At 41.0% G+C, this 22,403-nt stretch carries 22 protein-coding genes and 1 pseudogene; 21 read left to right on the plus strand and 2 right to left on the minus strand.

Annotation, left to right across the window (positions count from 1 at the left end):
- Window positions 1-19: 19 nt before the first annotated feature.
- A complete protein-coding gene (locus NRI27_RS06375) occupies window positions 20-925 on the minus strand; it encodes an aldo/keto reductase (protein ID WP_371389970.1) in 906 nt (301 codons plus the stop codon).
- A gap of 264 nt (window positions 926-1,189) precedes the next feature.
- Here NRI27_RS06375 and NRI27_RS06380 point away from each other — a divergent pair, with 264 nt between their 5' ends.
- From NRI27_RS06380 to NRI27_RS06435, 12 genes are all read left to right on the plus strand, one after another.
- Window positions 1,190-1,735, plus strand: coding sequence for an NUDIX hydrolase (locus tag NRI27_RS06380; RefSeq protein WP_317941562.1), 546 nt, complete (start codon window positions 1,190-1,192; stop codon window positions 1,733-1,735).
- Window positions 1,736-1,789: 54 nt separating this feature from the next.
- The gene (locus NRI27_RS06385; protein ID WP_371389971.1) at window positions 1,790-2,302 is read left to right on the plus strand and encodes a hypothetical protein; all 513 of its coding nucleotides are present in this window, start codon (window positions 1,790-1,792) and stop codon (window positions 2,300-2,302) included.
- Between the two features lie 88 nt (window positions 2,303-2,390).
- On the plus strand, window positions 2,391-2,852 hold the full coding sequence (gene fur, locus NRI27_RS06390) for a ferric iron uptake transcriptional regulator (protein WP_371389972.1): 462 nt from the start codon (window positions 2,391-2,393) through the stop codon (window positions 2,850-2,852).
- A 77-nt stretch (window positions 2,853-2,929) separates the two neighbouring features.
- Window positions 2,930-3,829 carry a site-specific tyrosine recombinase XerD gene (gene xerD, locus NRI27_RS06395; protein ID WP_371390064.1) on the plus strand — a complete coding sequence of 300 codons (900 nt, stop codon included), beginning with the start codon at window positions 2,930-2,932 and terminating at the stop codon, window positions 3,827-3,829.
- Between the two features lie 39 nt (window positions 3,830-3,868).
- Window positions 3,869-5,062, plus strand: coding sequence for a phosphopentomutase (gene deoB, locus NRI27_RS06400; protein WP_371389973.1), 1,194 nt, complete (start codon window positions 3,869-3,871; stop codon window positions 5,060-5,062).
- Between the two features lie 14 nt (window positions 5,063-5,076).
- Window positions 5,077-6,372: a pyrimidine-nucleoside phosphorylase gene (locus NRI27_RS06405; RefSeq protein ID WP_371390065.1), complete on the plus strand. Its 1,296-nt coding sequence runs from the start codon at window positions 5,077-5,079 to the stop codon at window positions 6,370-6,372.
- 1,053 nt (window positions 6,373-7,425) lie between these two features.
- A complete protein-coding gene (locus NRI27_RS06410) occupies window positions 7,426-7,776 on the plus strand; it encodes an anti-sigma factor antagonist (RefSeq protein ID WP_317941558.1) in 351 nt (116 codons plus the stop codon).
- Window positions 7,766-8,212 carry an anti-sigma F factor gene (gene spoIIAB / locus NRI27_RS06415; RefSeq protein WP_317941557.1) on the plus strand — a complete coding sequence of 149 codons (447 nt, stop codon included), beginning with the start codon at window positions 7,766-7,768 and terminating at the stop codon, window positions 8,210-8,212. Before NRI27_RS06410 ends, spoIIAB begins: the two co-directional genes overlap by 11 nt.
- A gap of 3 nt (window positions 8,213-8,215) precedes the next feature.
- Complete coding sequence (locus tag NRI27_RS06420; protein ID WP_317941556.1) at window positions 8,216-9,004, plus strand: SigF/SigG family RNA polymerase sporulation sigma factor; 789 nt, start codon at window positions 8,216-8,218, stop codon at window positions 9,002-9,004.
- A gap of 3 nt (window positions 9,005-9,007) precedes the next feature.
- Window positions 9,008-10,456, plus strand: a complete 1,449-nt coding sequence (locus tag NRI27_RS06425) for a spore germination protein (RefSeq protein WP_371389974.1) — start codon at window positions 9,008-9,010, stop codon at window positions 10,454-10,456.
- Window positions 10,457-10,517: 61 nt separating this feature from the next.
- Window positions 10,518-11,846 (plus strand): diaminopimelate decarboxylase, encoded by a 1,329-nt coding sequence (gene lysA / locus NRI27_RS06430; protein WP_483316075.1) that lies wholly within the window; start codon window positions 10,518-10,520, stop codon window positions 11,844-11,846.
- Between the two features lie 255 nt (window positions 11,847-12,101).
- Complete coding sequence (locus NRI27_RS06435; protein WP_371389976.1) at window positions 12,102-12,467, plus strand: GNAT family N-acetyltransferase; 366 nt, start codon at window positions 12,102-12,104, stop codon at window positions 12,465-12,467.
- Window positions 12,468-12,483: 16 nt separating this feature from the next.
- Here NRI27_RS06435 and NRI27_RS06440 read toward each other — a convergent pair whose 3' ends face one another.
- Entirely contained in the window at window positions 12,484-13,023 is a 540-nt protein-coding gene (locus NRI27_RS06440) for a DUF309 domain-containing protein (RefSeq protein ID WP_371389977.1), read from the minus strand.
- Window positions 13,024-13,047: 24 nt separating this feature from the next.
- Here NRI27_RS06440 and NRI27_RS06445 point away from each other — a divergent pair, with 24 nt between their 5' ends.
- The 9 genes and pseudogenes from NRI27_RS06445 (at window position 13,048) to NRI27_RS06485 (ending at window position 22,368) form a co-directional block, all read left to right on the plus strand.
- Entirely contained in the window at window positions 13,048-13,812 is a 765-nt protein-coding gene (locus NRI27_RS06445; RefSeq protein ID WP_371389978.1) for a segregation/condensation protein A, read from the plus strand.
- Window positions 13,796-14,407 (plus strand): SMC-Scp complex subunit ScpB, encoded by a 612-nt coding sequence (gene scpB, locus NRI27_RS06450; RefSeq protein WP_371389979.1) that lies wholly within the window; start codon window positions 13,796-13,798, stop codon window positions 14,405-14,407. The genes NRI27_RS06445 and scpB overlap by 17 nt, the downstream gene beginning before the upstream one ends.
- On the plus strand, window positions 14,404-15,405 hold the full coding sequence (locus NRI27_RS06455; RefSeq protein WP_317941549.1) for a D-alanyl-D-alanine carboxypeptidase family protein: 1,002 nt from the start codon (window positions 14,404-14,406) through the stop codon (window positions 15,403-15,405). Before scpB ends, NRI27_RS06455 begins: the two co-directional genes overlap by 4 nt.
- 128 nt (window positions 15,406-15,533) lie before the next feature.
- Window positions 15,534-16,265: a pseudouridine synthase gene (locus NRI27_RS06460; protein ID WP_371389980.1), complete on the plus strand. Its 732-nt coding sequence runs from the start codon at window positions 15,534-15,536 to the stop codon at window positions 16,263-16,265.
- Between the two features lie 58 nt (window positions 16,266-16,323).
- Window positions 16,324-16,896: a thiol-disulfide oxidoreductase ResA gene (gene resA / locus NRI27_RS06465; protein WP_371389982.1), complete on the plus strand. Its 573-nt coding sequence runs from the start codon at window positions 16,324-16,326 to the stop codon at window positions 16,894-16,896.
- 14 nt (window positions 16,897-16,910) lie between these two features.
- On the plus strand, window positions 16,911-18,566 hold the full coding sequence (gene resB / locus NRI27_RS06470) for a cytochrome c biogenesis protein ResB (RefSeq protein WP_371389983.1): 1,656 nt from the start codon (window positions 16,911-16,913) through the stop codon (window positions 18,564-18,566).
- A 2-nt stretch (window positions 18,567-18,568) separates the two neighbouring features.
- On the plus strand, window positions 18,569-19,753 hold the full coding sequence (gene ccsB / locus NRI27_RS06475; protein WP_371389984.1) for a c-type cytochrome biogenesis protein CcsB: 1,185 nt from the start codon (window positions 18,569-18,571) through the stop codon (window positions 19,751-19,753).
- Between the two features lie 101 nt (window positions 19,754-19,854).
- Window positions 19,855-20,574, plus strand: coding sequence for a response regulator transcription factor (locus NRI27_RS06480; protein WP_317941544.1), 720 nt, complete (start codon window positions 19,855-19,857; stop codon window positions 20,572-20,574).
- Window positions 20,567-22,368, plus strand: a pseudogene (locus tag NRI27_RS06485) (ATP-binding protein). The gene NRI27_RS06480 and the pseudogene NRI27_RS06485 overlap by 8 nt, the downstream one beginning before the upstream one ends.
- Window positions 22,369-22,403: the final 35 nt, after the last annotated feature.

Raw genomic sequence — 22,403 nt, forward strand, 5'->3', positions numbered from 1 at the left:
GTTACGAAGAGATTGCATGTCAGTTTAAACGATGATGATCATATTGATGAACTTTTAGTAAAGATTCAATGGATTTGTAAGTGTACGGGTCAATTTCCTTCTCATAGGCGTTTATGGAATCAAGCAATTGTTCAGTTGTACTTGCACCAATTACTGTAGAAGCAACAATCGGTTGTGCTAAGTTAAACTTGATGGCTGCTGTGTGTATATCATCGGTTAAGGATTGGATAGCGGTAACCGTTTCTTTTAATGCTTCTAGCTCGTACGCTCCAAAACCTTTTGTTTCGTTTAGGCGCTGCAGTCCTTCGGTAGTCAATAATCCTTTTGCAAGTGTGCCACGTGTAAGAAGGGAAGCACCGTAGTTTGCTATAAGTGAAAAGTATTCTTCTGGACGCCGATCAAGCATACTGTATTGCATCATGACAGCGACTGCAGAGCTATCGGATAAGAAACGCTGAATGACCGTTGGACGAATGGAAGAAATCCCGTATTGTCTGATGATCCCTTCCTTTTTCAACGTTTCAAAAGCGTCAATTGTTTCATCGACCTCATCTTCCATTTTCCCACCATGCAATTGATACAAATCAATGTAATCCGTTCCTAAACGCAAGAGGCTGTCTTTTACTGCTTCCATAATGTAAGACTTTGAAGGATCCCACCGCCAACCTTCCTCACCGGGAATTCTTCGATTTCCTACTTTTGTCGAAAGAATAATCTCGTCCCTTCGACCTTTTAATGCTGTGCCGACAACCGACTCGTTTCTACCATTACTATATAAATCGGCAGTGTCGAAAAAATTAATACCGGCATGAATTGCAGCATCAATGATATTTTTTCCTTCTTGCTCATCATGAGGAAGCGACATGCACCCTAAGCTTAACTCGGACACATAGATTCCGCTTTTTCCTAATTCTCTTTTCTTCATATGAACACCTCCGCTTTTGTTTCATCCAGCTGCGGGCGCTAGCCCCTCGGGTCATAAGTTAGCTTCGCTGCACGGCAAAGAACGCCGATACGCGAATCCGTCTTATGCCTGAGGTCTGCAGGATGCAGATCATGCAGTCGTTGCCACACGAGGTGGCGAACTAAGACTGCGTTCCTCCACTGAACAAGCGCCCTTCGCTTTTGTTACATGGTACAATGTGTTTGTTAGAAGTAAAAGATTCTTGCTTGTTTTGGAGGGGTTGTAATGGATAGATTTGAGGAGAAGACGTTAACGTCAACTACTTTATATGAAGGAAAGGTGATTTCTCTTCGTGTTGAAGAAGTGGAGTTGCCGGATGGGAAATGGGCGAAGAGAGAGCTTGTCGATCATCCAGGGGCAGTTGCCATTCTTCCGATAACGAATGACGGTAAAATTGTGTTTGTAGAGCAGTATCGGAAAGCACTAAATCGTTCACTCGTTGAAATACCTGCTGGCAAAATAGAGCCTGGGGAATCGAAGGAGATTACGGCAATACGTGAGTTGGAAGAAGAGACAGGGTATCGATCTGACCAGTTCACCTATTTACAGTCATTTGCCACATCTCCCGGTTTTGCAAATGAAATCATTCATCTATATATTGCGCGAGGGTTGGAGAAGGTTGAAAAACCTGCCGAGGGCGATGAGGATGAATTTATTCATTTGATCGAATGTACAATAGAAGAAGCAGAACAAATGCTAGTTGATGAGCGTATCTACGACGCCAAAACGGCATTTGCTGTACTTTTCGCAAAAAATCTTTTAAAACAGTGAACTATTTTAGAACGGACAAGCATACGTTGTATAAACGATGCGGAGGTGAAGCCTATGGTCCGTTCTTTATCTTTTATTCATCTATTTATCATACTAGCAGTTGGATATATCGGTGGAGCATTATTGTTTCGTGAAGTACCGGTAACAGCATCAGAAAAACTAATTGGATTTTTTGATCCTCGAGTTGTAGCGTTAGCAGATGGAGCTTTGGCAAGACCTCTATTTACGTTAGTTGGATTTCTACTAGTCGTCTTTCTTTTGTCCATGAATGCAAAATCGCGCTACGTTGTTTTATTGATCGGGGCGATGAAATGTGTGTTGTTCGGTTTGTCTTCCTCTTATTTACTTGCCTCTGGTATGAAACTGGTCACTTATACAATTTGGTGGTTTCCATTCCAGATGCTTATTTGTATGCTGTTTTTGCTCTATTGTATTGTATTAAGCCCGCCTTATTTTCAACGGATTGCTAAGAAACAGCGAAATGTACAAGCAATTCCGGTCATTGTCGGTGTCTATTTAGTCATTATCCTTATAGAGATGACAATCTATCATTTCTTTGTACGCTAAGTGACATACACGTCAAATGTTTCCTTTCTGTTGTCACATTGATGACCCTTTTGCTATAATGTCTGTAGTGTGTTGAGGGGGGCGTCATATGGAGAGCCGGATTGAACGGATTAAGAAGCAACTGCACGGGGCCAGCTATAAGTTGACGCCTCAGCGTGAAGCTACGGTCATGGTTCTACTTGAAAACGAAGAAGATCATTTAAGTGCTGAAGATGTGTTTTTACTCGTTAAAGAGAAAGCGCCTGAAATCGGACTTGCGACAGTGTATCGTACGTTAGAATTATTAACAGAGCTGAAAATTGTAGATAAAATCAATTTTGGCGATGGCGTTTCACGTTACGATCTTCGTCAGGAAGGTGCATCGCGTTTTCATCATCACCTCATTTGTATAGAGTGTGGGAAGGTTGCGGAAATACAAGAAGACCTTCTTGGTGATGTCGAAAAAATTGTCGAAAGTCGCTATGGCTTCAATATTAAAGATCACTGGTTAACTTTTCATGGGATTTGTCAAAGTTGCAAAACCAGTGGGAATGACACAAAAGTGAAGTGAGGGATGGCCTGTTGCTGTCCCTTTTGTCATTTGTACATGAAAGGGTGGAAAGGTATGCTGACCAATACCTGCTTGCTATGAAGGATGGGAGATACGCTTTAGAGGATTATATTCATTTTCTTAAAGTAGAACGTCAACTAACTGAAAATACAATCACTTCTTACAAGAGAGATTTAACAGACTATATGGATTCATTGGAAAGCAACGGTGTCACTTCAATCGATAGTATTGACCGCCCAAGTATCATACTCTTTTTACAACATTTAAAAGATGCAGGGAAATCTTCAAGAACTATTGCTCGTCATATTTCTTCCATCCGTTCTTTTCATCAATTTCTATTGAGAGAAAAAGTGGCAACAGAAGATCCGACAGTACATTTAGAGATGCCAAAACTCGATCAAAAGCTACCAAATATGCTGTCTGTCTCTGAAATAGACAAGCTGATTTCCATGCCGGACACAAGTAAGCCACAAGGGAAAAGAGACCTTGCTTTGTTGGAGATGTTATATGGTACAGGAATGCGTGTTAGTGAATTAATTGATTTGAACCTTGAAGATATTCATCTATCAATGGGGTTTGTACGTGTGTTCGGTAAAGGACGGAAAGAGCGGATTGTCCCACTTGGCGGGAGTGCGATCAAAGCGTGTACAATATATGTAAATGAAGTTCGACCCCAATTGATCGCTAAAGCTAAAAATTCGGATGCTTATTTCGTAAATATGCGAGGAACGAGATTGACAAGACAAGGATGCTGGAAAATCCTTAAAGGACATGCTGCAAAAGCGGGTATACAACAAGAACTGACGCCGCATATATTGCGTCATTCATTTGCGACACACCTCATTGAAAATGGGGCAGACATACGAGCTGTACAAGAGATGCTTGGGCATGCAGATATCTCAACAACGCAAATTTATACACACGTAAGCAAGACGAGACTAAAAGATGTGTATGTGAAATTTCATCCTCGCGCATGATTGTGTAGAGGTCATTGAAAAAATCAGGAGGTATTTAAAATGGAAAAAAAACAATTCAACCGTGTTCATTTAATTGTACTAGATTCTGTAGGTATCGGCGAAGCTCCTGATGCCCATTTGTTTGGGGATAAAGGTGCAGATACGCTCGGCCACATTGCTGAAAAAATGGATGGGTTACATATGCCGAACGCAGGTCTTTTAGGGCTATCAAACATAAAAGAAGTAAAAGGGATTAACATTGAAACGAATCCGATAGGCTTATATGGCAAAATGCAAGAAGCTTCTGTCGGCAAAGACACGATGACTGGCCACTGGGAGATGATGGGTCTTAACATTGACAAACCGTTTAAAGTTTACCCAGATGGATTTCCTCAGGCGTTAGTGGAGGAGTTAGAAAACCGAACAGGACGAAAAGTTATTGGCAATAAACCGGCGAGTGGGACTGCTATTATTGACGAACTCGGTGAAGAACATATGAAAACGGGAGCAATTATTGTCTATACGTCCGCTGACCCTGTTCTTCAAATTGCGGCACACGAAGACATTATTCCGATAGAAGAACAATACCGGATTTGTGAGATTGCTCGCGAAATCACATTACAACCTGAATACTTAGTCGGTCGAATCATAGCTCGTCCATTCGTTGGTGAACCTGGCAACTTTACAAGAACGACGAATCGACATGACTATGCCCTTAAACCTTTTGAAAGAACCGTCATGAATGAATTGAAGGATGACGGTAAAGATGTCATTGCCGTTGGTAAAATTGCAGATATTTTTAATGGTGAAGGTGTGACATCGGCAGTGAGAACAGTGAGTAATATGGACGGGGTCGACAAACTACTTGATGTGATGAAGCAACAATTTAACGGGATGAGTTTTACAAATCTCGTGGACTTCGATGCATTGTTTGGACACCGTCGAGACCCAATCGGATATGGAGTTGCCTTACAAGAATTTGACGCTAGATTACCGGAAATAATGGAAGCGTTGCAAGAGGACGACTTACTCATTATTACTGCAGATCACGGAAATGACCCGACGCACGAAGGTACGGATCATACAAGAGAATTCGTTCCGCTACTCATTTATTCTCCTTTGTTCAAAGAAGGTGGGGAATTACCATTGCGCAAAACGTTTGCTGATATTGGAGCAACGATTGCTGACAATTTTGATGTGAAAAAACCTGCATATGGCGAAAGCTTCTTACATTTATTACAAGAGAAGGTGTGATTGCTTTGTTTAGAATGGTAGATATTATCGAGAAAAAGCGGGATGGAGAAGAGCTGTCCAAAGAAGAAATTGCATTCTTTATCGATGGATACACGAACGAGACAATCCCTGATTATCAAGTAAGTGCGTTACTAATGGCCATCTATTTCAATGGCATGACAGCAGAAGAACAAGGTCATTTAACATTAGCAATGGTGCAATCCGGTGACCAAATAGATCTCTCTGCAATTAATGGGATTAAAGTGGACAAACACTCTACGGGTGGTGTAGGAGATACAACTACACTCATTTTAGCGCCACTCGTTGCTGCATGTGGTGTACCTGTCGCAAAGATGAGCGGAAGGGGCCTAGGGCATACTGGAGGTACGCTCGACAAACTAGAAGCAATTGAAGGTTTCCACATTGAGTTGACAGAAGAGCAGTTCGTTAAACAAGTAAACGAGTTAAAGCTTGCGGTTATCGGGCAAAGTGGCAATCTGACACCAGCGGATAAGAAATTGTACGCATTACGCGATGTAACAGCGACAGTGAATAGTATCCCGTTAATTGCCAGCTCCATTATGAGTAAGAAAATTGCTGCAGGCGCGAATGCAATTGTCCTCGATGTGAAGACAGGGGATGGAGCATTCATGAAGACGATTGAAGACGCAGAAGCATTAGCAAACTCCATGGTAGCAATTGGTGAACAAGTAGGCCGCCATACAATGGCAGTCATTTCGGATATGAGTCAACCCCTAGGTTATGCGATCGGTAACGCCTTAGAAGTAAAAGAGGCAATTGATACATTAAAAGGTGAAGGACCTGAAGATTTAACAGAACTTTGCTATGTGCTAGGGAGTAAGATGATTGTTGCTGGTGGCAAAGCCGAGTCTGAGGAAGAAGCACGTCAGATGCTTGAAGCGGTCATACAAGATGGGTCTGCACTCGAATTGTTCGGTCGTATGATTGAGGAGCAAGGCGGTGACAGCAAAATCATCCATGATCCTTCGCTATTAGCCCAAGCGGACTTTCAAATTGAAGTACCTGCACCAAAGTCAGGCACGATTTCCCAAATGGATGCGGATGATATTGGTGTAGCTGCGATGATGCTTGGTGCTGGAAGAGCGACGAAAGAGGATACAATTGACTTGGCAGTAGGTATTGTGCTGACTAAGAAAATAGGTGATGCTGTTGTTGAAGGTGAACCGTTAGCAATCATCCATTCAAACAATGAAAATGTAGAGAAAACGATTAGCATGTTACAAAATCATATTCATATTACTGAGGAAGTTCAAACTAAACCTGCATTAATCATAAAAACAATTGGATAATCATCCAGTCTTCATCTTGCAAACGCCTAGTTCCTAAACTTATAGGAGCTAGGCTTTTTTGATGCTATTATTTAAAGAAATAATCTGAAAAAAATGGGGACACTGAAAAAGTCCACTTAAAGGGATTTATGCTAGAACTGTTGATTTACGTTGCCGTGTTTCTACGTACTTTTCGGAAATTAAGGCATCCTTGCTCCCAACGCTGCGCTTATGCTTGCAAAAGTTGTTCTACGTGACGGCTTTTCCTGCGGGGTCTCGCCTGTCCCGCTAGTCCCAATAGAGTTGCCGCTCTCCACTCCATTCACCGGAACTCCAGTTAAATAAAAACATAAAAACTATGATCAATAAAAAAAGCAACCCCTGGGTAAGCCCCATAAGGTTGCGGTGGTTGCATGCATGAATAAGTCGCTGAAAGTGTCATTTCACTATATTCAACATGGCATCCTTTATGATTACGAATTAGCAAAAGTTGGTTCGTAACAAGACAACTTTACTATAGCACAAATGACCTTGTGGAAAAAATAGTTATTCGTTAGGTTTATTTGGCATACATACTTTAATTGAACTGGTGTCACCTGTTGCTTGGAGTGAAGGCGCTCGACTCCTGCGGGAATAGCATGAGCCTTGAACCCCACAGGGCGCATGCTTTTCGCGACCGAGGAGGCTCAAGCCATGTCCGCGGAAAGCGAGCGCTGGAACGGAAAGCAACAGCTAGTTGAAATCATCAGCCTTTTGTTTTGTCTATACCACAAATAACGCGTCCGCATGGAACTGAATTCCGATGTTTATCTAGGATTACAAGAAAGAATGTATATTATTATATCCTACAAATTGGTTGATCATGACGCCTGCTAAAAGTACTCACTAGTTTTGCCAACTAATGAGAATGTTTTATCCTTTCATGTGTAAACGGTCCTTAAAATGGATAAGCTGATAGCGATACAAAAATCATGTCGAAAATGCGTAGTTTTAAGAATTGGATGACTAGTTATGTCGACTAGAAGGATTTTGCTGATTACATGTTGAATGTTCCGCAAGAAGGAGGGATTCAGCATGGCTGATATTATTCAAATTGATGGGTTTGTAATCGTAACATTGATGGGAGAACTGGACAATTTAGAGGCAAATAGGATTCGATCGACCATATCATCATCCATTTTTACCGGAGCAATAAAAGGAATTGTATGGGATTTGAGCAATCTCAGTTTTATGGATAGCGCGGGAATTGGGCTCATTCTTGGAAGGATGCGTGATTTAGCACCCTACAAAGGAGAGACGATCATTTTGAATCCATCTTCCACAATGGAGAAGATCTTTAATTTTTCCGGCTTAGGCTCAAGCATTCGACATGGCTCGGTGGACAGTGTACTTGGTGAAATCGGAGGGGTTTTACATGAGAAATGAGATGACATTATCATTTGTCGCAATTGAAGAGAATGAAGCGTTGGCTAGGATGGCGATGACATGTTTTATTACACCGCTCGATCCTACAATTGAAGAGATTTCTGAATTCAAAACGATTGTTTCGGAAGCTGTCACAAATGCAATTATCCATGGCTATAACTGTGACGGCGAAAGTATTGTCACAATTCACGCAACAATAGACGGTTCAAAAGTGCGTATGACAGTTGAAGATAAAGGCGAAGGGATATTCGATGTGGAACAAGCAATGGAACCAATGTTTACAACAAAGCCTTTAATGGAACGTTCAGGAATGGGCTTTACAATTATGGAAAGCTTCTCTGAAAACCTTTCTGTTGAATCTACTGTTGGCAGTGGGACAATTGTGCGCTTTGAGAAAACGTTTTCTCCGGTTACGGAAGCAAGCAGAATGAGGTGACCGATGGATACATCTGTTGAAAGACAAGATGCGTTGTTGTCTCAAGACAAGATGAGGGAACTCATCAAAGAATCCCAGGAAGGTGACAAAGAAGCAAGACGAATGATGGTCGAAGGCAATACAAGATTAGTATGGTCAATTGTCCAACGTTTCGCATCTAGAGGCGCTGACTTGGAAGATCTGTTCCAAATCGGATGCATCGGTCTCATGAAATCCATTGATAAGTTTGATTTATCTTACGATGTCAAGTTTTCAACTTACGCAGTGCCGATGATTGTCGGAGAAATCCAACGTTTCCTTAGAGACGATGGTATGGTGAAAGTGAGTCGCTCGATTCGAGAGTTGAGTTTTAAAATCCGTCATGCGACAGATCATTACATTAAACAGCATGGCCGTTCTCCTTCAGTAACAGAAATTGCAGAAGTGTTGGATGTGACAGTCGACGAAATCATTCTAGCTTCAGATGCTTTGCGAGATCCTGCTTCACTTCATGAACAATTGTATGAGAGTGAAGGGGACAGCTTAACATTGATGGATCAATTAAAAGATGATCGATCGGAGCGGTTTTTTGACCATATCCCTTTGCGCGATGTTGTATCTAAGCTGAGTAAGAGGGATCAAACGATTATTTATATGCGTTATTACTTAGATTACACACAAAGTGATATTGCGGAACGGATTGGCATATCACAAGTGCAAGTGTCGCGATTAGAAAAGAAGATTTTAGCCCAGTTAAAGACATGGATGAGTGCACAACCAGAAGAAAGTGACTGTAAAGTGAGGACGGATTAAAACATGTCAAAGTTATTTACATCTATGAAAGACGGCGAAGAATGGTTTCAAAGTAAGTTCGGTACGAATGAAACATTTGATGCTACTGCGAAAAGTGTACATTTATGGGGAATGCCGGTCGTCGTACTGTATATCAATGGTCTTATTGACGGTTTGACACTGACGACGCTTTTGACAGAAATGCAAGAGTCGTACAACGATAAGACGAAATATCGTGATGATCCAGAGGCGTTCCTCACTTATTTCCCTTATCATGCATTAGCGGATGTGGATGACAAGGAAAAGTTATTAAACAATCTGTTAAGCGGCCAAGTTTGTTTCATTTTACCGGATGGCTATACGTTCTTAGCAGATGTTCGAAGCTATCCGGGCAGATCCCCTGAAGAGCCGGATACTGAAAAAGTGATTCGCGGTGCGCGAGATGGGTTTACAGAAAATATCATTCAAAACACTGCCCTTGTTAGAAGAAGGTTAAGGACAGAGGATTTACGATTTGAGATGCATCAGACTTCGCTAAACGGGAAGACAGATGTAGCGATCACATTTATGAAAGGTGCTGCTAACGAAGAGCATCTTTCTTATATACGTGAGAGATTGGATGAAATTAAAACGGATGGGTTGACGATGGCAGATAAATCGTTAGAAGAATTCCTATTCAAACAAAGGTTTCATCCAATGCCCTTCGTCCGGTTTACAGAGCGACCCGATATTTGTGCTGCGCATTTATTGGAAGGTCACATCGCAATTATCGTTGATACGTCCCCGTCGGTCATTCTAGTCCCTACCACAGTCTTTCACCACCTGCAACATGCTGAAGAATACCGACAAGCCCCTTTCATTGGAACGTTTGTAAGGTGGATTCGGCTACTTGGTGCATCGCTAAGTTTATTTCTGTTGCCATTATGGTATTTACTATCTACCTACCAACAATATTTGCCAGTTTCAATCAGTTTCATTGGTCCAAATGATCCAGGATCGGTTCCTCTTTTTCTCCAATTATTCATAGCGGATGTCGGGATTGAAGTGTTGAGAATGGCGGCTATCCATACGCCAACCCCTATGTCGACAGCAATGGGACTTGTTGCAGCGATCGTAATTGGACAAGTTGCAATCGATGTCGGATTGTTTACGGCAGAAGTAATTTTGTACGTGGCAGTCAGCGCGATTTTCACATTCGCAATCCCGTCGTTTGAATTAAGTATTACAACAAAGATTTTTAGGTTGTTTATCTTGATTTGTACAGCCCTTTTTGGAGCGGCTGGCTTCTTCTTAAGTATAGTTGTCCTGTTTTATTATTTAGCGTCATTAAAGCCGTTAGGAACACCTTATTTATGGCCAGCTGTACCATTTTTCCCGGAGGCAATGAAGCGAGTATTAATACGTTACCCAATGACGAATGACGCACCTCGACCTTACATCACGAAGTCGCCGAATCGGGATAGGCTTTCATAAGATTGCTTCCAACCTTTCAGGTATGATAAAGTTTTATCTATATGACTTGGAGGAATGGAATATGCATCTTTACGGTACTCAATCTGTAAATAATTTAGGACATTTGACGATTGGTGGGGTAGATACTGTCGATTTGGCAAATGTATATGGTACCCCGTTACTTGTGTACGACATTGCACTGTTCAGAGAACGAGCAAAAGCTTTTAAAGAGACGTTTAAAAAAGCGGGCATAACGGCACAAGTTGCCTATGCAAGCAAGGCGTTCTCTTCAATTGCGATTTATGAAGTGGCAAAGCAACTGGACCTCTCTTTAGATGTCGTTTCTGGAGGAGAATTGTATACGGCAGTTGCTGCAGACTTTCCGCGTGAACGGATTCATTTTCACGGAAACAACAAAAGTTATTCCGAATTACAGTATGCTTTTGACGAGAAAATCGGTTGTATCGTTGTTGATAATTTCTTGGAAATCGAATGGTTGAAGCAAATTTCTGAATCACGTAAAGAAAAAATGAATGTGCTCTTGCGTGTAACTCCTGGTGTGCATGCATCCACACACGATTACATTACGACTGGACAAGAAGATTCTAAGTTTGGATTTGATTTGAAAAATGGCCAAGCAGATGATGCGTTTTTAAAATTGTACAATCACCCCTATTTGACAGTACTCGGTATGCATTGTCATATTGGATCACAAATTTTTGAAACGGATGCATTCAGGTTCGCTGCAGAAGTACTAATGGAAAAAATGGTCGAATGGCGAGAGAAATTTAAATTTATCTGTCCTGTGTTGAACCTAGGTGGGGGGTTTGGCATACGCTATACTGCCGAAGATAAACCTCTTCAACCTGCTGCCTACGTGGAGGAAATGGAAAATGTTGTCCTGTCAATGACACGGAAGCATAACTACCCATTACCTGAGATTTGGATTGAGCCAGGTCGATCATTAGTGGGGGATGCGGGGACGACGCTTTATACAACCGGAAGTACAAAACTGGTTCCGGGACTTAGGACATATGTGGCGGTTGATGGAGGGATGTCTGATAATATCCGTCCAGCCCTCTATGGTGCAAAATACACAGCTGTCTCAGCTAATCGGATGATGGACCCCCATTCGGATAAAGTGACAATTGCGGGGAAATGTTGTGAATCAGGTGACAAGTTAATTGAAGACACGTATCTTGCTGAACCGGTTGAAGGAGATTTAATAGCAATTTTCTGTACGGGTGCCTACACATATGCAATGGCAAGCAATTACAACAGGTTAGCCAAGCCGGCAATTGTATTTTGTGAAGATGGTAAACACCAATTGGTTGTCCGGAGAGAAACATATGAAGACCTTGTTAAGCTTGATATTCCTTTACAACAAATTGAATCGGAAAATGTGAAATGAGAAAACGTAATATTTGGTTGTTTTCATTCATCGTACTAACGGGCATAATTTGGGGAGCTGTATACTGGTACTTTATTGCCCCTTTTGCTTTGTTAGATAAATAACCTATCCCGCTCATTGAAAAAACGTCAGCAATCATGTACGATAATTTTTACGATATGTAGATGATTTGAAATGACAGCAATTACAAATCTTCACAGCATGATGTGGTTATCAGCTAAGAATAGTAGGATTTTTTGAAAAGAAGGGATTCCAATGATGCTTTTACGATACAAGAAGGCGTATGAAAAAATTGCCATGGGCTTGCTTTCCTATATGCCGGGAGAAAAAGCTGTAAAAAAACTTCAGGAAATGGTTCATCAATACGAAAATGATGAAGACTGGCAGTTATATCTTCTGAAGAAAGGTGAGGATTTTATCGGTCTTGTCGGGATCACATTGGACGAAGACTCGTATACCGTTATGCACTTGTCAGTTAACCCTTCGTTTCGAGGAGAAGGTGTCGGGAGCGAAATGATTTTGAAACTGAATGAACTTTTTCCCGATTTGGTGTGCAAAAGCAACGAATATACACAATCCTTTTTAAGCAAGTGTTTACCCAAGGAAAATGATGCGGAATAGGAAAAGGAGCAGATCATCATGGTCTGCCCTTTTTCTTTTCGCGTTCTGCTAGAATATCTGAACGGTCTCTTAGCATATGTTTATGAATGACAGCATCACTGTTCATCGGAAGAAGCTGCATGCCATCTGCGGTTGTCTGAAGTAACGTTGACAAGTTGCTCGAGGTCACCTTTATGACGAACGGTGAGAAAGTTCCGGCATTCTCGATTTTTTTTAGGCTTGAATGTATATGCTCGAGTAAATGATTGACATCAATCTCTTCCGTATAACGGTTATCATATTGCGACAAACGGCTTAACTTTTGCTCTGCTTTCACCATTGTTCGATAGGCGCCTGAAAAATTCGCCCTCCTCCAATGATACAGACTCGTAGAGAGTTGAATGAAGCCTGTAAGCGGATGCTCTTTTGTACAAGGTGTAATAGACTTCCAATATTCTTCTAGTACTTCGTGACATTCAAAATAGTCTTGATTGCAATTAAAATAAACAATAAACTTACAAAATAGTGGATGATGATAAGGATGCAAACGAATCATTCCTTTCCATGTTAAATTCATTTTTGAAGCGCGGAGGAAATTGTTATGACATATAGCGTAAAGCTGGAGGCTTTTGAAGGTCCTCTTGATCTATTATTACATTTAATTAACCGACTTGAAATTGATATCTATGATATTCCAATGGCCGAATTGACAAGTCAATACATAGAACATCTACATGCAATGCGTGTATTGGAGCTCGACGAACTTAGTGAATACTTAGTGTTGGCCGCTACATTACTCGAAATTAAGAGCAAGATGTTATTGCCAATCCATGAGGAGGAAGCATTGGATGAAGCAGGTACATTCGATTTAGAAGAAGACCCGCGTGATGAACTAGTTGCAAGATTGATTGAGTATAAGAAATATAAAGAAGCAGCGAATTCCTTAAAAGAATCTGCTGATGATCGTGCGGTCCACTTCACAAAACTTCCTGAGGATTTGTCTGGTTATGGAGAAGTGGCAGTTGTTGAATCTGATGAGAAACTGAATGTTTTTGACTTGATTAGCGCTTTTCAAAAGATGTTAGAAAGAAAAAAACTTCGAGCACCATTATCTGCAAGTATTATGAAATCTGAACGATCTGTAAGTGAAAAGATGGATTCAATCATGACCTTACTCGAACGGTTAGGTGGAAGTTGTGATTTTGAAGCATTGTTTGACGATGGGGATATTGAAGATCTTGTTGTAACTTTCCTGTCACTTTTGGAGCTGATGAAGCGAATGGACATAGTTGTCAAGCAGGAAGGGAATTTTGCTAGAATGATGATTCAAGTAGGAACGGAGGACGACAATGGAAACATTGAATGATCGCATGTTAGGAATGCTTGAGAGTTTTCTGTTTATTGCTGGGGATGAGGGGTTGACGTTAAACCAACTGGCAGTCCTTTTACAAACAGAAAAAGAGATTGCAGCTCAAACCGCAGAACAATTACGTCAAAATTATGAAAACAGATATGATGCTGGCATCACCGTCAGAATGTATGGTGGCTCGTATCGTCTTGTCACAAAAGCGGAATATGCAGACGATATAGTACGTATGTTGGAAAATCCGTCACGCAACTCCATTACACAAGCTTCTCTTGAAGTGCTAGCCATTATTGCATACAAACAGCCAGTAACGCGAGTGGAAATTGATGATTTAAGAGGTGTAAAGTCAGATGGGCCCATTCAAACGCTCGTTGCTAAAGGTTTTGTAATGGAAAAAGGGAGACTGGAAAGTAGTGGTCGTCCTATTTTGTATGGAACAACCGATTTGTTTTTAGATCGATTTGGATTAGAATCCATCGATAAGTTACCGCCACTTGCTGAAGACGATGAAGAGTCGTTCGGTGATACGGATTTATTTATGACCAAATTCCAGGAAGCATTTGAACTAACAGGAGAAGGAGGAACGAATGAGTGAAACGGACAATCTGTTTTGTCCTCATCCTATCGATACTGCTCATCCATCAACCAAAACAAGCTTTTGCAGGTGGAAGTGCATGGGCAGTCATCGATGCTGAAACGGGTAGATTATTAGACGGATCAAATGAAAATTTACAATTACCAATAGCGAGTCTCACAAAGATCTGGACCGCGTTAACATTTATCGAAAGTGGTTCTGTTGAAGAAGAAATCACCATTTCACCTGAGGCTGCTTCTGCTGAAGGATCATCGATCTATTTGGAACAAGGCAGTACGATTAGCAGCGAAGCATTGCTGTACGGGTTGATGTTACGGTCTGGAAATGATGCAGCATTTGCGCTTGCTGAATCAGCTGGCGGTTCTGCCGAAGGATTCATTGATCATATGAATGAGAAAGCGAAGTTATATGGATTAGAGCAAACGACATTCAGAAATCCTTCTGGTTTGCACCATGAAGAACACCTTTCAACGGCATATGAAACAGCTCTCATGCTATACTACGCAATGCAAAATGAGGAATTCAAGAAGATTGCGTCTGCTGAGAATTTTGTTTACCGCAAAGGTGATGATGTAAGAGGATGGAGAAATAAGCACCGACTCATTCATTCTAATCCAAACGTAATTGCGGGCAAGACAGGCTTTACGAAAGCGGCTGGCCGGACGCTAGCAACCTATTTTGAAAAAGATGGTAAGAAAGTCATCGTTGTCACCCTGAATAATGGGAATGATTGGAACACGCATGAACATCTCGCGAACAAGACTTTTGCGGAGTACAAACTCGTAACTGTTGCAAAAAAAGGTAAATACAAAATACTGCCGGGCATTATTGGGGAGATCGATAAACCTATTCGCTTGCTATTACGAAAAGATGAAATTGAACAAGTGTCACATGTTGTCTACATTCCAAGGGATCAGCACGGTAAGCGTAAAGGGACGTGGACTGTTTCATTAAACAATGAAATGCTCATTTCTGCTCCGATACAAATAAAAAAATAACCGCATCATTCTGTATGTGATGTGTTTGACAAATCTATTTCGGGAAGACTGACGAGTATGAGGTCGGTCTTCTTTTCATTTGCATGAAAATGTGACATAATTTTTTGAGGTAGAAAGAGGGTGACGAGTTGGAAAGATTACAGAAAGTTTTGGCTCAAGCAGGTGTTGCATCACGAAGGAAAGCTGAAACACTCATTGTTGAAGGAAAAGTGAAAGTGAACGGAAAAATTGTGACTGAATTAGGTACAAAAGTGACACGGGCAGACCGTGTGGAAGTTGAAGGGGTTGAACTCGTAAAGGAGCAATTCGTCTATTATTTGTTGTACAAGCCTAGAGGTTATATTTCAACCGTACATGATGATAAAGGAAGAAAGACGGTCCTAGACTTATTACCAATGGTGGAAGAGCGGATTTTTCCGGTTGGTCGTTTAGATTTTGATACATCCGGTATCATCATTCTGACAAATGACGGTGATTTTTCGTATTTGATGACACATCCTAAATACGGTATCCAAAAAAAATATGTCGCAAAAGTAAAAGGGATCCCTCAACGGGAAGCATTGAAAAAGCTTGAGCGAGGGATTGAACTTGAAGATGGTATGACAGCTCCAGCGAAAGTGAAAATGCAGTCTTTTGATAAGAAGACCGGAACTGCGCTTGTAGAAATTACGATTCATGAAGGTAGAAACCGACAAGTCCGTAGAATGTTTGACGCGATTGGTACGCCTGTGCAGAAATTGAGAAGAGAATCCTTTGCGATGTTGACGACAACAGGACTAAATGCTGGTGAGGCTCGTGAATTGACAACCCATGAAGTGAAACAGCTACGTGTCCTTGCAGAAACAGGTAAGCTCGGGTAAGTAAACGTTCACAAACCTATCACGACTTCATCTATTATCCGAATTTTGTTTTGTTATAATGGAAGTTGAATCTTATATCTGTAAGGGGGCTATCTATTTGTCCAAATCGAAAAAAAAGGGATCCCGCCTTATTTTTAGGGGGATTGTTCTTGCCCTTCTGGCAGCCGCGATCATCTTTTCCGTCTTTTCGAATAAAGACAAAGTGAAAGTGTTGGAAGTAGGGGATAAAGCGCCGGACTTTGAATTGGTGGACCTTGATGGAAACAAGCATCGATTATCTGATTTTAAAGGGGAAGGTGTGTTCCTGAACTTCTGGGGAACATGGTGTCCACCTTGTAAGAAGGAAATGCCTTACATTGAAGACCAGTATAAGAAGTTTGAAGAAAAAGGTGTCCATGTCTTATCTGTAAATATTGGTGAGTCTCAATTGAAAGTGGATTCATTCCGTCAACAGTATGGTCTGACATTCCCGATCGTCATTGATAAGACAAAGGACGTGAGGGATTTATACAACATCCAGCCCCTCCCGACCACTTTTCTTATTGACAAAGACGGGATCATTCGAAAAATACTAAAGGCAGAAATGACTGAGGCTGAAATCATCTCCTACATGGAGAGTCTTCAACCGTAAGAAGGAGTTTTCACATGAGTAAAATTAAGTGCCAATGCGGCCATGAAAATCCATTTGGAACAGTACTGTGTGAAGCATGCGGCCGACCGATGACGGAAGAGGCAAAGAATAGTGAAGTCGTCGATATGCGTTATGAAGGTTCCGCGCGACGATCACAAACGTATAAACGTTCGGTGATCGATAAAATATGGAACTTTTTTTCGAGTGTTAAAATAGGTGTTGCCATCATCGTAGCTGTTTTGGCAACGTCGGCAATCGGGACATTGTTTCCACAAAAATTTTATGTTCCAGTTAATTCGGAAGCTGAATACCTAGCTTATTATGAACGGTTATACGGCATTTTTGGAACGTTGTATTACAAATTAGGTTTCTACGATATGTATAATAGTTGGTGGTTCAAGATATTAATTGGAATGCTCGGGACATCGATTATTATTGCAAGTATTGACCGTGTCGTTCCTTTGTACAAGTCTTTAAAGAAGCAACGGACGAAGCGCCATATGTCTTTCATGAAGCGACAACGGATTTTTGGAGAAGGTGTTCCCCAACAAGATGTAGATGTTGAAGGAGCATTCGCTAAAGCGGAAGAAGAGCTTCGAAAACTTCGCTACAATGTGAAGAAGGAAGACGGTGCGATTTTAGCGGAGAAAAACCGGTTCTCAAGATGGGGACCTTACGTCAATCATACTGGACTCATCATTTTTTTATTCGGTGTCTTGTTAAGAGGGATTCCAGGGTTTTACGTTGATGAAACGATGTGGATTAGGGAAGGCGAATTACGGTCTATTCCCGGTGCGCCTGAATATTACTTGAAAAGCAATGATTTTATAATGGAAATGTATACAAAGGAAGAAGCGGATGAGGTGTTTGGTGAGGCGCTCGACCGAGTTGGTTCCATCGTTAAAAACTACCAAACCGATGTTACTTTGTATAAGAAAAAAGAAGATGTGTTACCGGGTTCCACCGATATGGAGTTTGTGAAAGACTATTCGATTATTGTAAACAAACCGTTAAAATTTGATGGCTATAATGTATTTCAAATGGATTACCGTCTGAACGAATTGAAATCAATGACGATGCAATTGATCGAAAAAGAATCAGGCAAGTCGTTCGGGGAATTTACAATTGACTTAGATGATCCAAAAGGTGTGTATGACTTAAATGAAGGTGCTCGAGTCAATTTAATTGGTTATTATGCAGATTACGATGGCGTTGAAAACGGTGAACCTGTTTCTAAATCACCAATTCCAAATAACCCAGCGTTCATCTTCGATATGATTACACCAGAAAAACCACAAGGTGAAAAAAGTTTTGTCGCAATACGTCAGACACTTGAGACTGAGGAAAATGCTTATCAAGTGAAATTTGTCAGTGCCGAAACTCGCGATATTTCCGGTTTAACTATCCGTAAAGATAAAACGCTCTACATTTTATTAATCGGTGGCATTATCTTTATGATTGGTGTCATTCAAGGCTCGTATTGGAACCATCGACGTATTTGGATCCAAAAGAACGAGCAAGGTCAGTTGGTTGTGGCTGCCCATACAAATAAAAACTGGTTCTCATTGAAGAAGGACTTGGATAAAGTACAAGATTATTCCGGATTGCCGACATATGTAGATCGTCAAGATACGGATGCTACGAGTGAGCAAGAGGAAGGAGAAAAATAACTATGGAACTAGCGTCGTTAAGCGCCAATCTTCTATTAGTTTCATTTATCGCCTACTTGGTTGCAACATTGTTTTTCGGTGGTGCAGTCAAAAAGGCGAGCTCTGAAACAACTTATAAAAAAAGTCATTGGGGACTCATCGGAATTATCATTACGGTAATTGGATTCCTCACGAATGTTGGTTATTTCATAACAAGATGGATGGCATCAGGACATATCCCGTTGAGCAATATGTTTGAGTTCACAGCTGCATTTGGGATGATGCTTGTTGGGGCTTTCATTTTATTGTTTTATCTGTATCGGACGCCGTCTTTAGGATTATTTGCATTACCAATCGCAATTATTATGATTTCATATGCAAGTATGTTCCCTAAAGAAATTACACCATTAATTCCTGCGTTAAAAAGTCATTGGCTAGCAATTCATGTTATTACGACAGTTATCGGAGAAGCAATTTTAGTCATTAGTGCGGTTGCTGGTCTTGTCTATCTGTTAAAACACGTGGACTTGACAAAGCCTTCAAAACAACGTTTTTGGCTTGAAGCGGTCATGGTAGCACTTATTCTTGTCGTCGGATTTGTTGTGTCTTCAACAACGTTTAAACTGACGGGGTACGAAGCTCATTTTACGTATGTTGATAAAAATGAAAAACCTGCAAAGATTGAATACAATTATCCTCCGCTATTTGGTATGAACGGTTATGAAGCACAAACCGAAGGCGTAATGGAACCTGTATTTGAAATGCCTGCAATTGTAAACGCAAAAACGTTAACAACGTTTGTATGGTCCGTCGCAACTGGTATTGTCCTCTACATACTTTTGCGATTAATTATTCGACGACCGGTAGCAACCCTTCTGCAACCATTTGCAAAGAAAGCAAATTCACAGCTGATGGATGAAATCGGTTATCGATCTGTTTTAATTGGATTTCCAGTGTTTACACTAGGTGCATTGATCTTTGCGATGATTTGGGCACATGAAGCATGGTCAAGGTTCTGGGGCTGGGATCCAAAAGAAGTATGGGCACTCATTACGTGGCTCTTCTATGCTGCATTTTTACACTTGCGCCTGTCAAAAGGATGGGAAGGCGAAAAATCAGCGTGGCTTGCAGTCATCGGATTCATTATCATTATGTTTAACTTGATTGCCGTTAACCTGATCATAGCAGGTTTGCACTCTTATGCGTAAATCGATTAGACTGCACAACCGTTGAGGGATTGTGCAGTCTTTCTTTTTAAGGAAACTACTTGTACAATGAAGACAAGCGTATTTTGAAAGGGGTTTTTCGGATGGAAGAAAGCGTGAAGTTATTAGTCGTTGACGATGAAGATCGTATTCGCCGTTTGTTGAACATGTATTTATCCCGTGAAGGATTTGAGATTGACGAAGCAGTCAATGGTGCGGAAGCGGTTGAAAAAGCAATGACGAACCATTATGATTGCATTTTGTTAGATTTGATGATGCCTGAGAAAGACGGGTTGGAAGCATTAAAGGAATTACGCGATGAAAAGAAAATGACACCTGTTATTTTATTGACCGCAAAAGGTGAAGAATCTGACAGGGTTGTAGGTTTTGAAACTGGAGCAGATGATTACATAGTGAAACCTTTCAGCCCGCGTGAAGTGGTGTTGCGCGTCAAAGCGATATTAAGAAGATCAGTCACGTTACCGGATGCCCAATCAAGTAATACGTCGAAAGATCTTGTCGTCTTTCCGCAATTGACAATCGATCATGATGCACATCGTGTTACTGCTGAAGGGAAAGAAGTCAACTTGACACCAAAAGAGTATGAATTACTCTATTTTCTTGCTAAAGCACCGGACAAGGTGTTTGACCGCGAGCAGCTTTTGAAAGAAGTGTGGCATTATGAATTTTTTGGAGATTTGCGGACTGTGGATACACATGTCAAACGTCTTCGCGAGAAGTTAAGTCGGGTCTCTGAGCGAGCAGCCAAAATGATTGTTACGGTTTGGGGCGTCGGTTACAAATTTGAGGTTCCTCATGAATAAGATATGGCATTCAATCGTCGGGAAGCTATGGGCAACCATATTGCTTCTCGTTTCATTTGTTCTGTTTATTGTGACGGTATTATTACTGGAGTTCCTTGATAACTTCCATACAAAACAAGCAGAGGACTCCCTCCGAAGAGAAGCGACGACGATTGGGAAAATTGTTGTAGATCATAAAAATGAAGATTCCATGCGACAAATCATCCAGGATATTTTAGACGATGAAACGAATGCGATGATTATTGATTCAACTAAGCAGGTCCACTATTCTTTTCATGACGGTTTAAATAAACAGAAAATTGAAGAAAAGATATTAGCTGAGCCAAAGTTTAACTTATCGCCTGAGATGAATGAAAAAGTCGTGAAAGAAATGATTCTTCCATCATTAAAAAATAACGATGTGATGGAACAATATTTAGTTTTAATGTATCCCTATCATGTTGATAATGGAATTACGCACGGAATTGTCATGTACCAAAGCTTGGATGCTGTACACAGGACGACTAAAAGTACAACACATATCGTTTTTCTCTCTGCATTCATTGCTTTCATCCTGACGACTGTATTTGCCTTTTTCTTATCGACCAGAATCACTTCTCCATTGCGGGGTATGAAACAAGCTGCGTTTGACTTATCAAAAGGAAATTTCGATATGCGACTACCAGCTACACAAAATGATGAGATCGGCCAGTTGGCAACAGCCTTTAACCAGATGGGTAGACAATTAAAACATCAAATGGAATTGATCAAACAAGAGAAAGAGCAGTTATCGAGCATATTAACGTCAATGACCGATGCTGTTATTACGTTCAATCGAGATTACTCTATTTTGTTAAGCAACCCACAAGCTGAACGGTTGCTGCAAAAATGGTATTTTGCAAATGGGGCAGACGAAAATGTTTTGCCGCCAGAGATTTTTCATATGTTAGAACATGTCATCTCATTTGCTGAAGAAATTGAAGAGGAACTGGAGTTGGGTGGTCAGTTTTACGATGTATCTATAAGCCCTTTATACAGTGAAAATAGTATTAGGGGAGCCGTTGCAGTATTGCGCGATATGACGGACCAACATAAATTAGAAAAACTGCGTTCTGATTTTATTGCAAATGTTTCGCATGAATTACGAACGCCGATTTCATTGTTGCAAGGTTATAGTGAAGCGATGATTGATGATGTCGTTACTTCAGTTGAAGAGCGCAATGAAATGGCGCAAATTATCCATGACGAATCCAAAAGAATGAGTCGCCTTGTTACCGATCTGTTAGATTTGGCGAGAATGGAATCGGGACATATGCGTTTGTATAAAAACCGAATGGATTTGTATGCATTTCTTGAAAGGGTACTCAATAAATTCATGCAAATTGCACTGATGCCAATGTGATACTTTCTGTGGAGAAAATGGAGTCAAATGCCGAAATCGTCATTTGTGCGGATGCAGATCGATTGGAACAGGTATTTACGAATTTAATCGATAATGCTATTCGACATACCCCTGATGGAGGAAAAGTGACGGTCGGTGTCGAAAGAAAAGGGGAGACAATTGAAATTACAGTTGCCGATACAGGAAGTGGGATTCCTCAAGACGATTTACCGTTTATTTTCGAGCGGTTCTACAAAGCTGACAAAGCGAGAACAAGAGGTAAAGGTGGCACTGGATTAGGTTTGGCAATCGCTAAAAATATTATTGACTCACACGGAGGGCGCATCTCTGCCAGACTGGGTGAATCAGTAGGAACAGTTTTCACATGCACACTACCGCTCACAGATAATTGTAGTGAAGAAGAATACCGTTAAGTGCCACCATTTTCTTAAAACATGGTGTAACTTTA

Source organism: Sporosarcina sp. OR05 (assembly GCF_041414805.1).
GTDB lineage: Bacteria > Bacillota > Bacilli > Bacillales_A > Planococcaceae > Sporosarcina > Sporosarcina saromensis.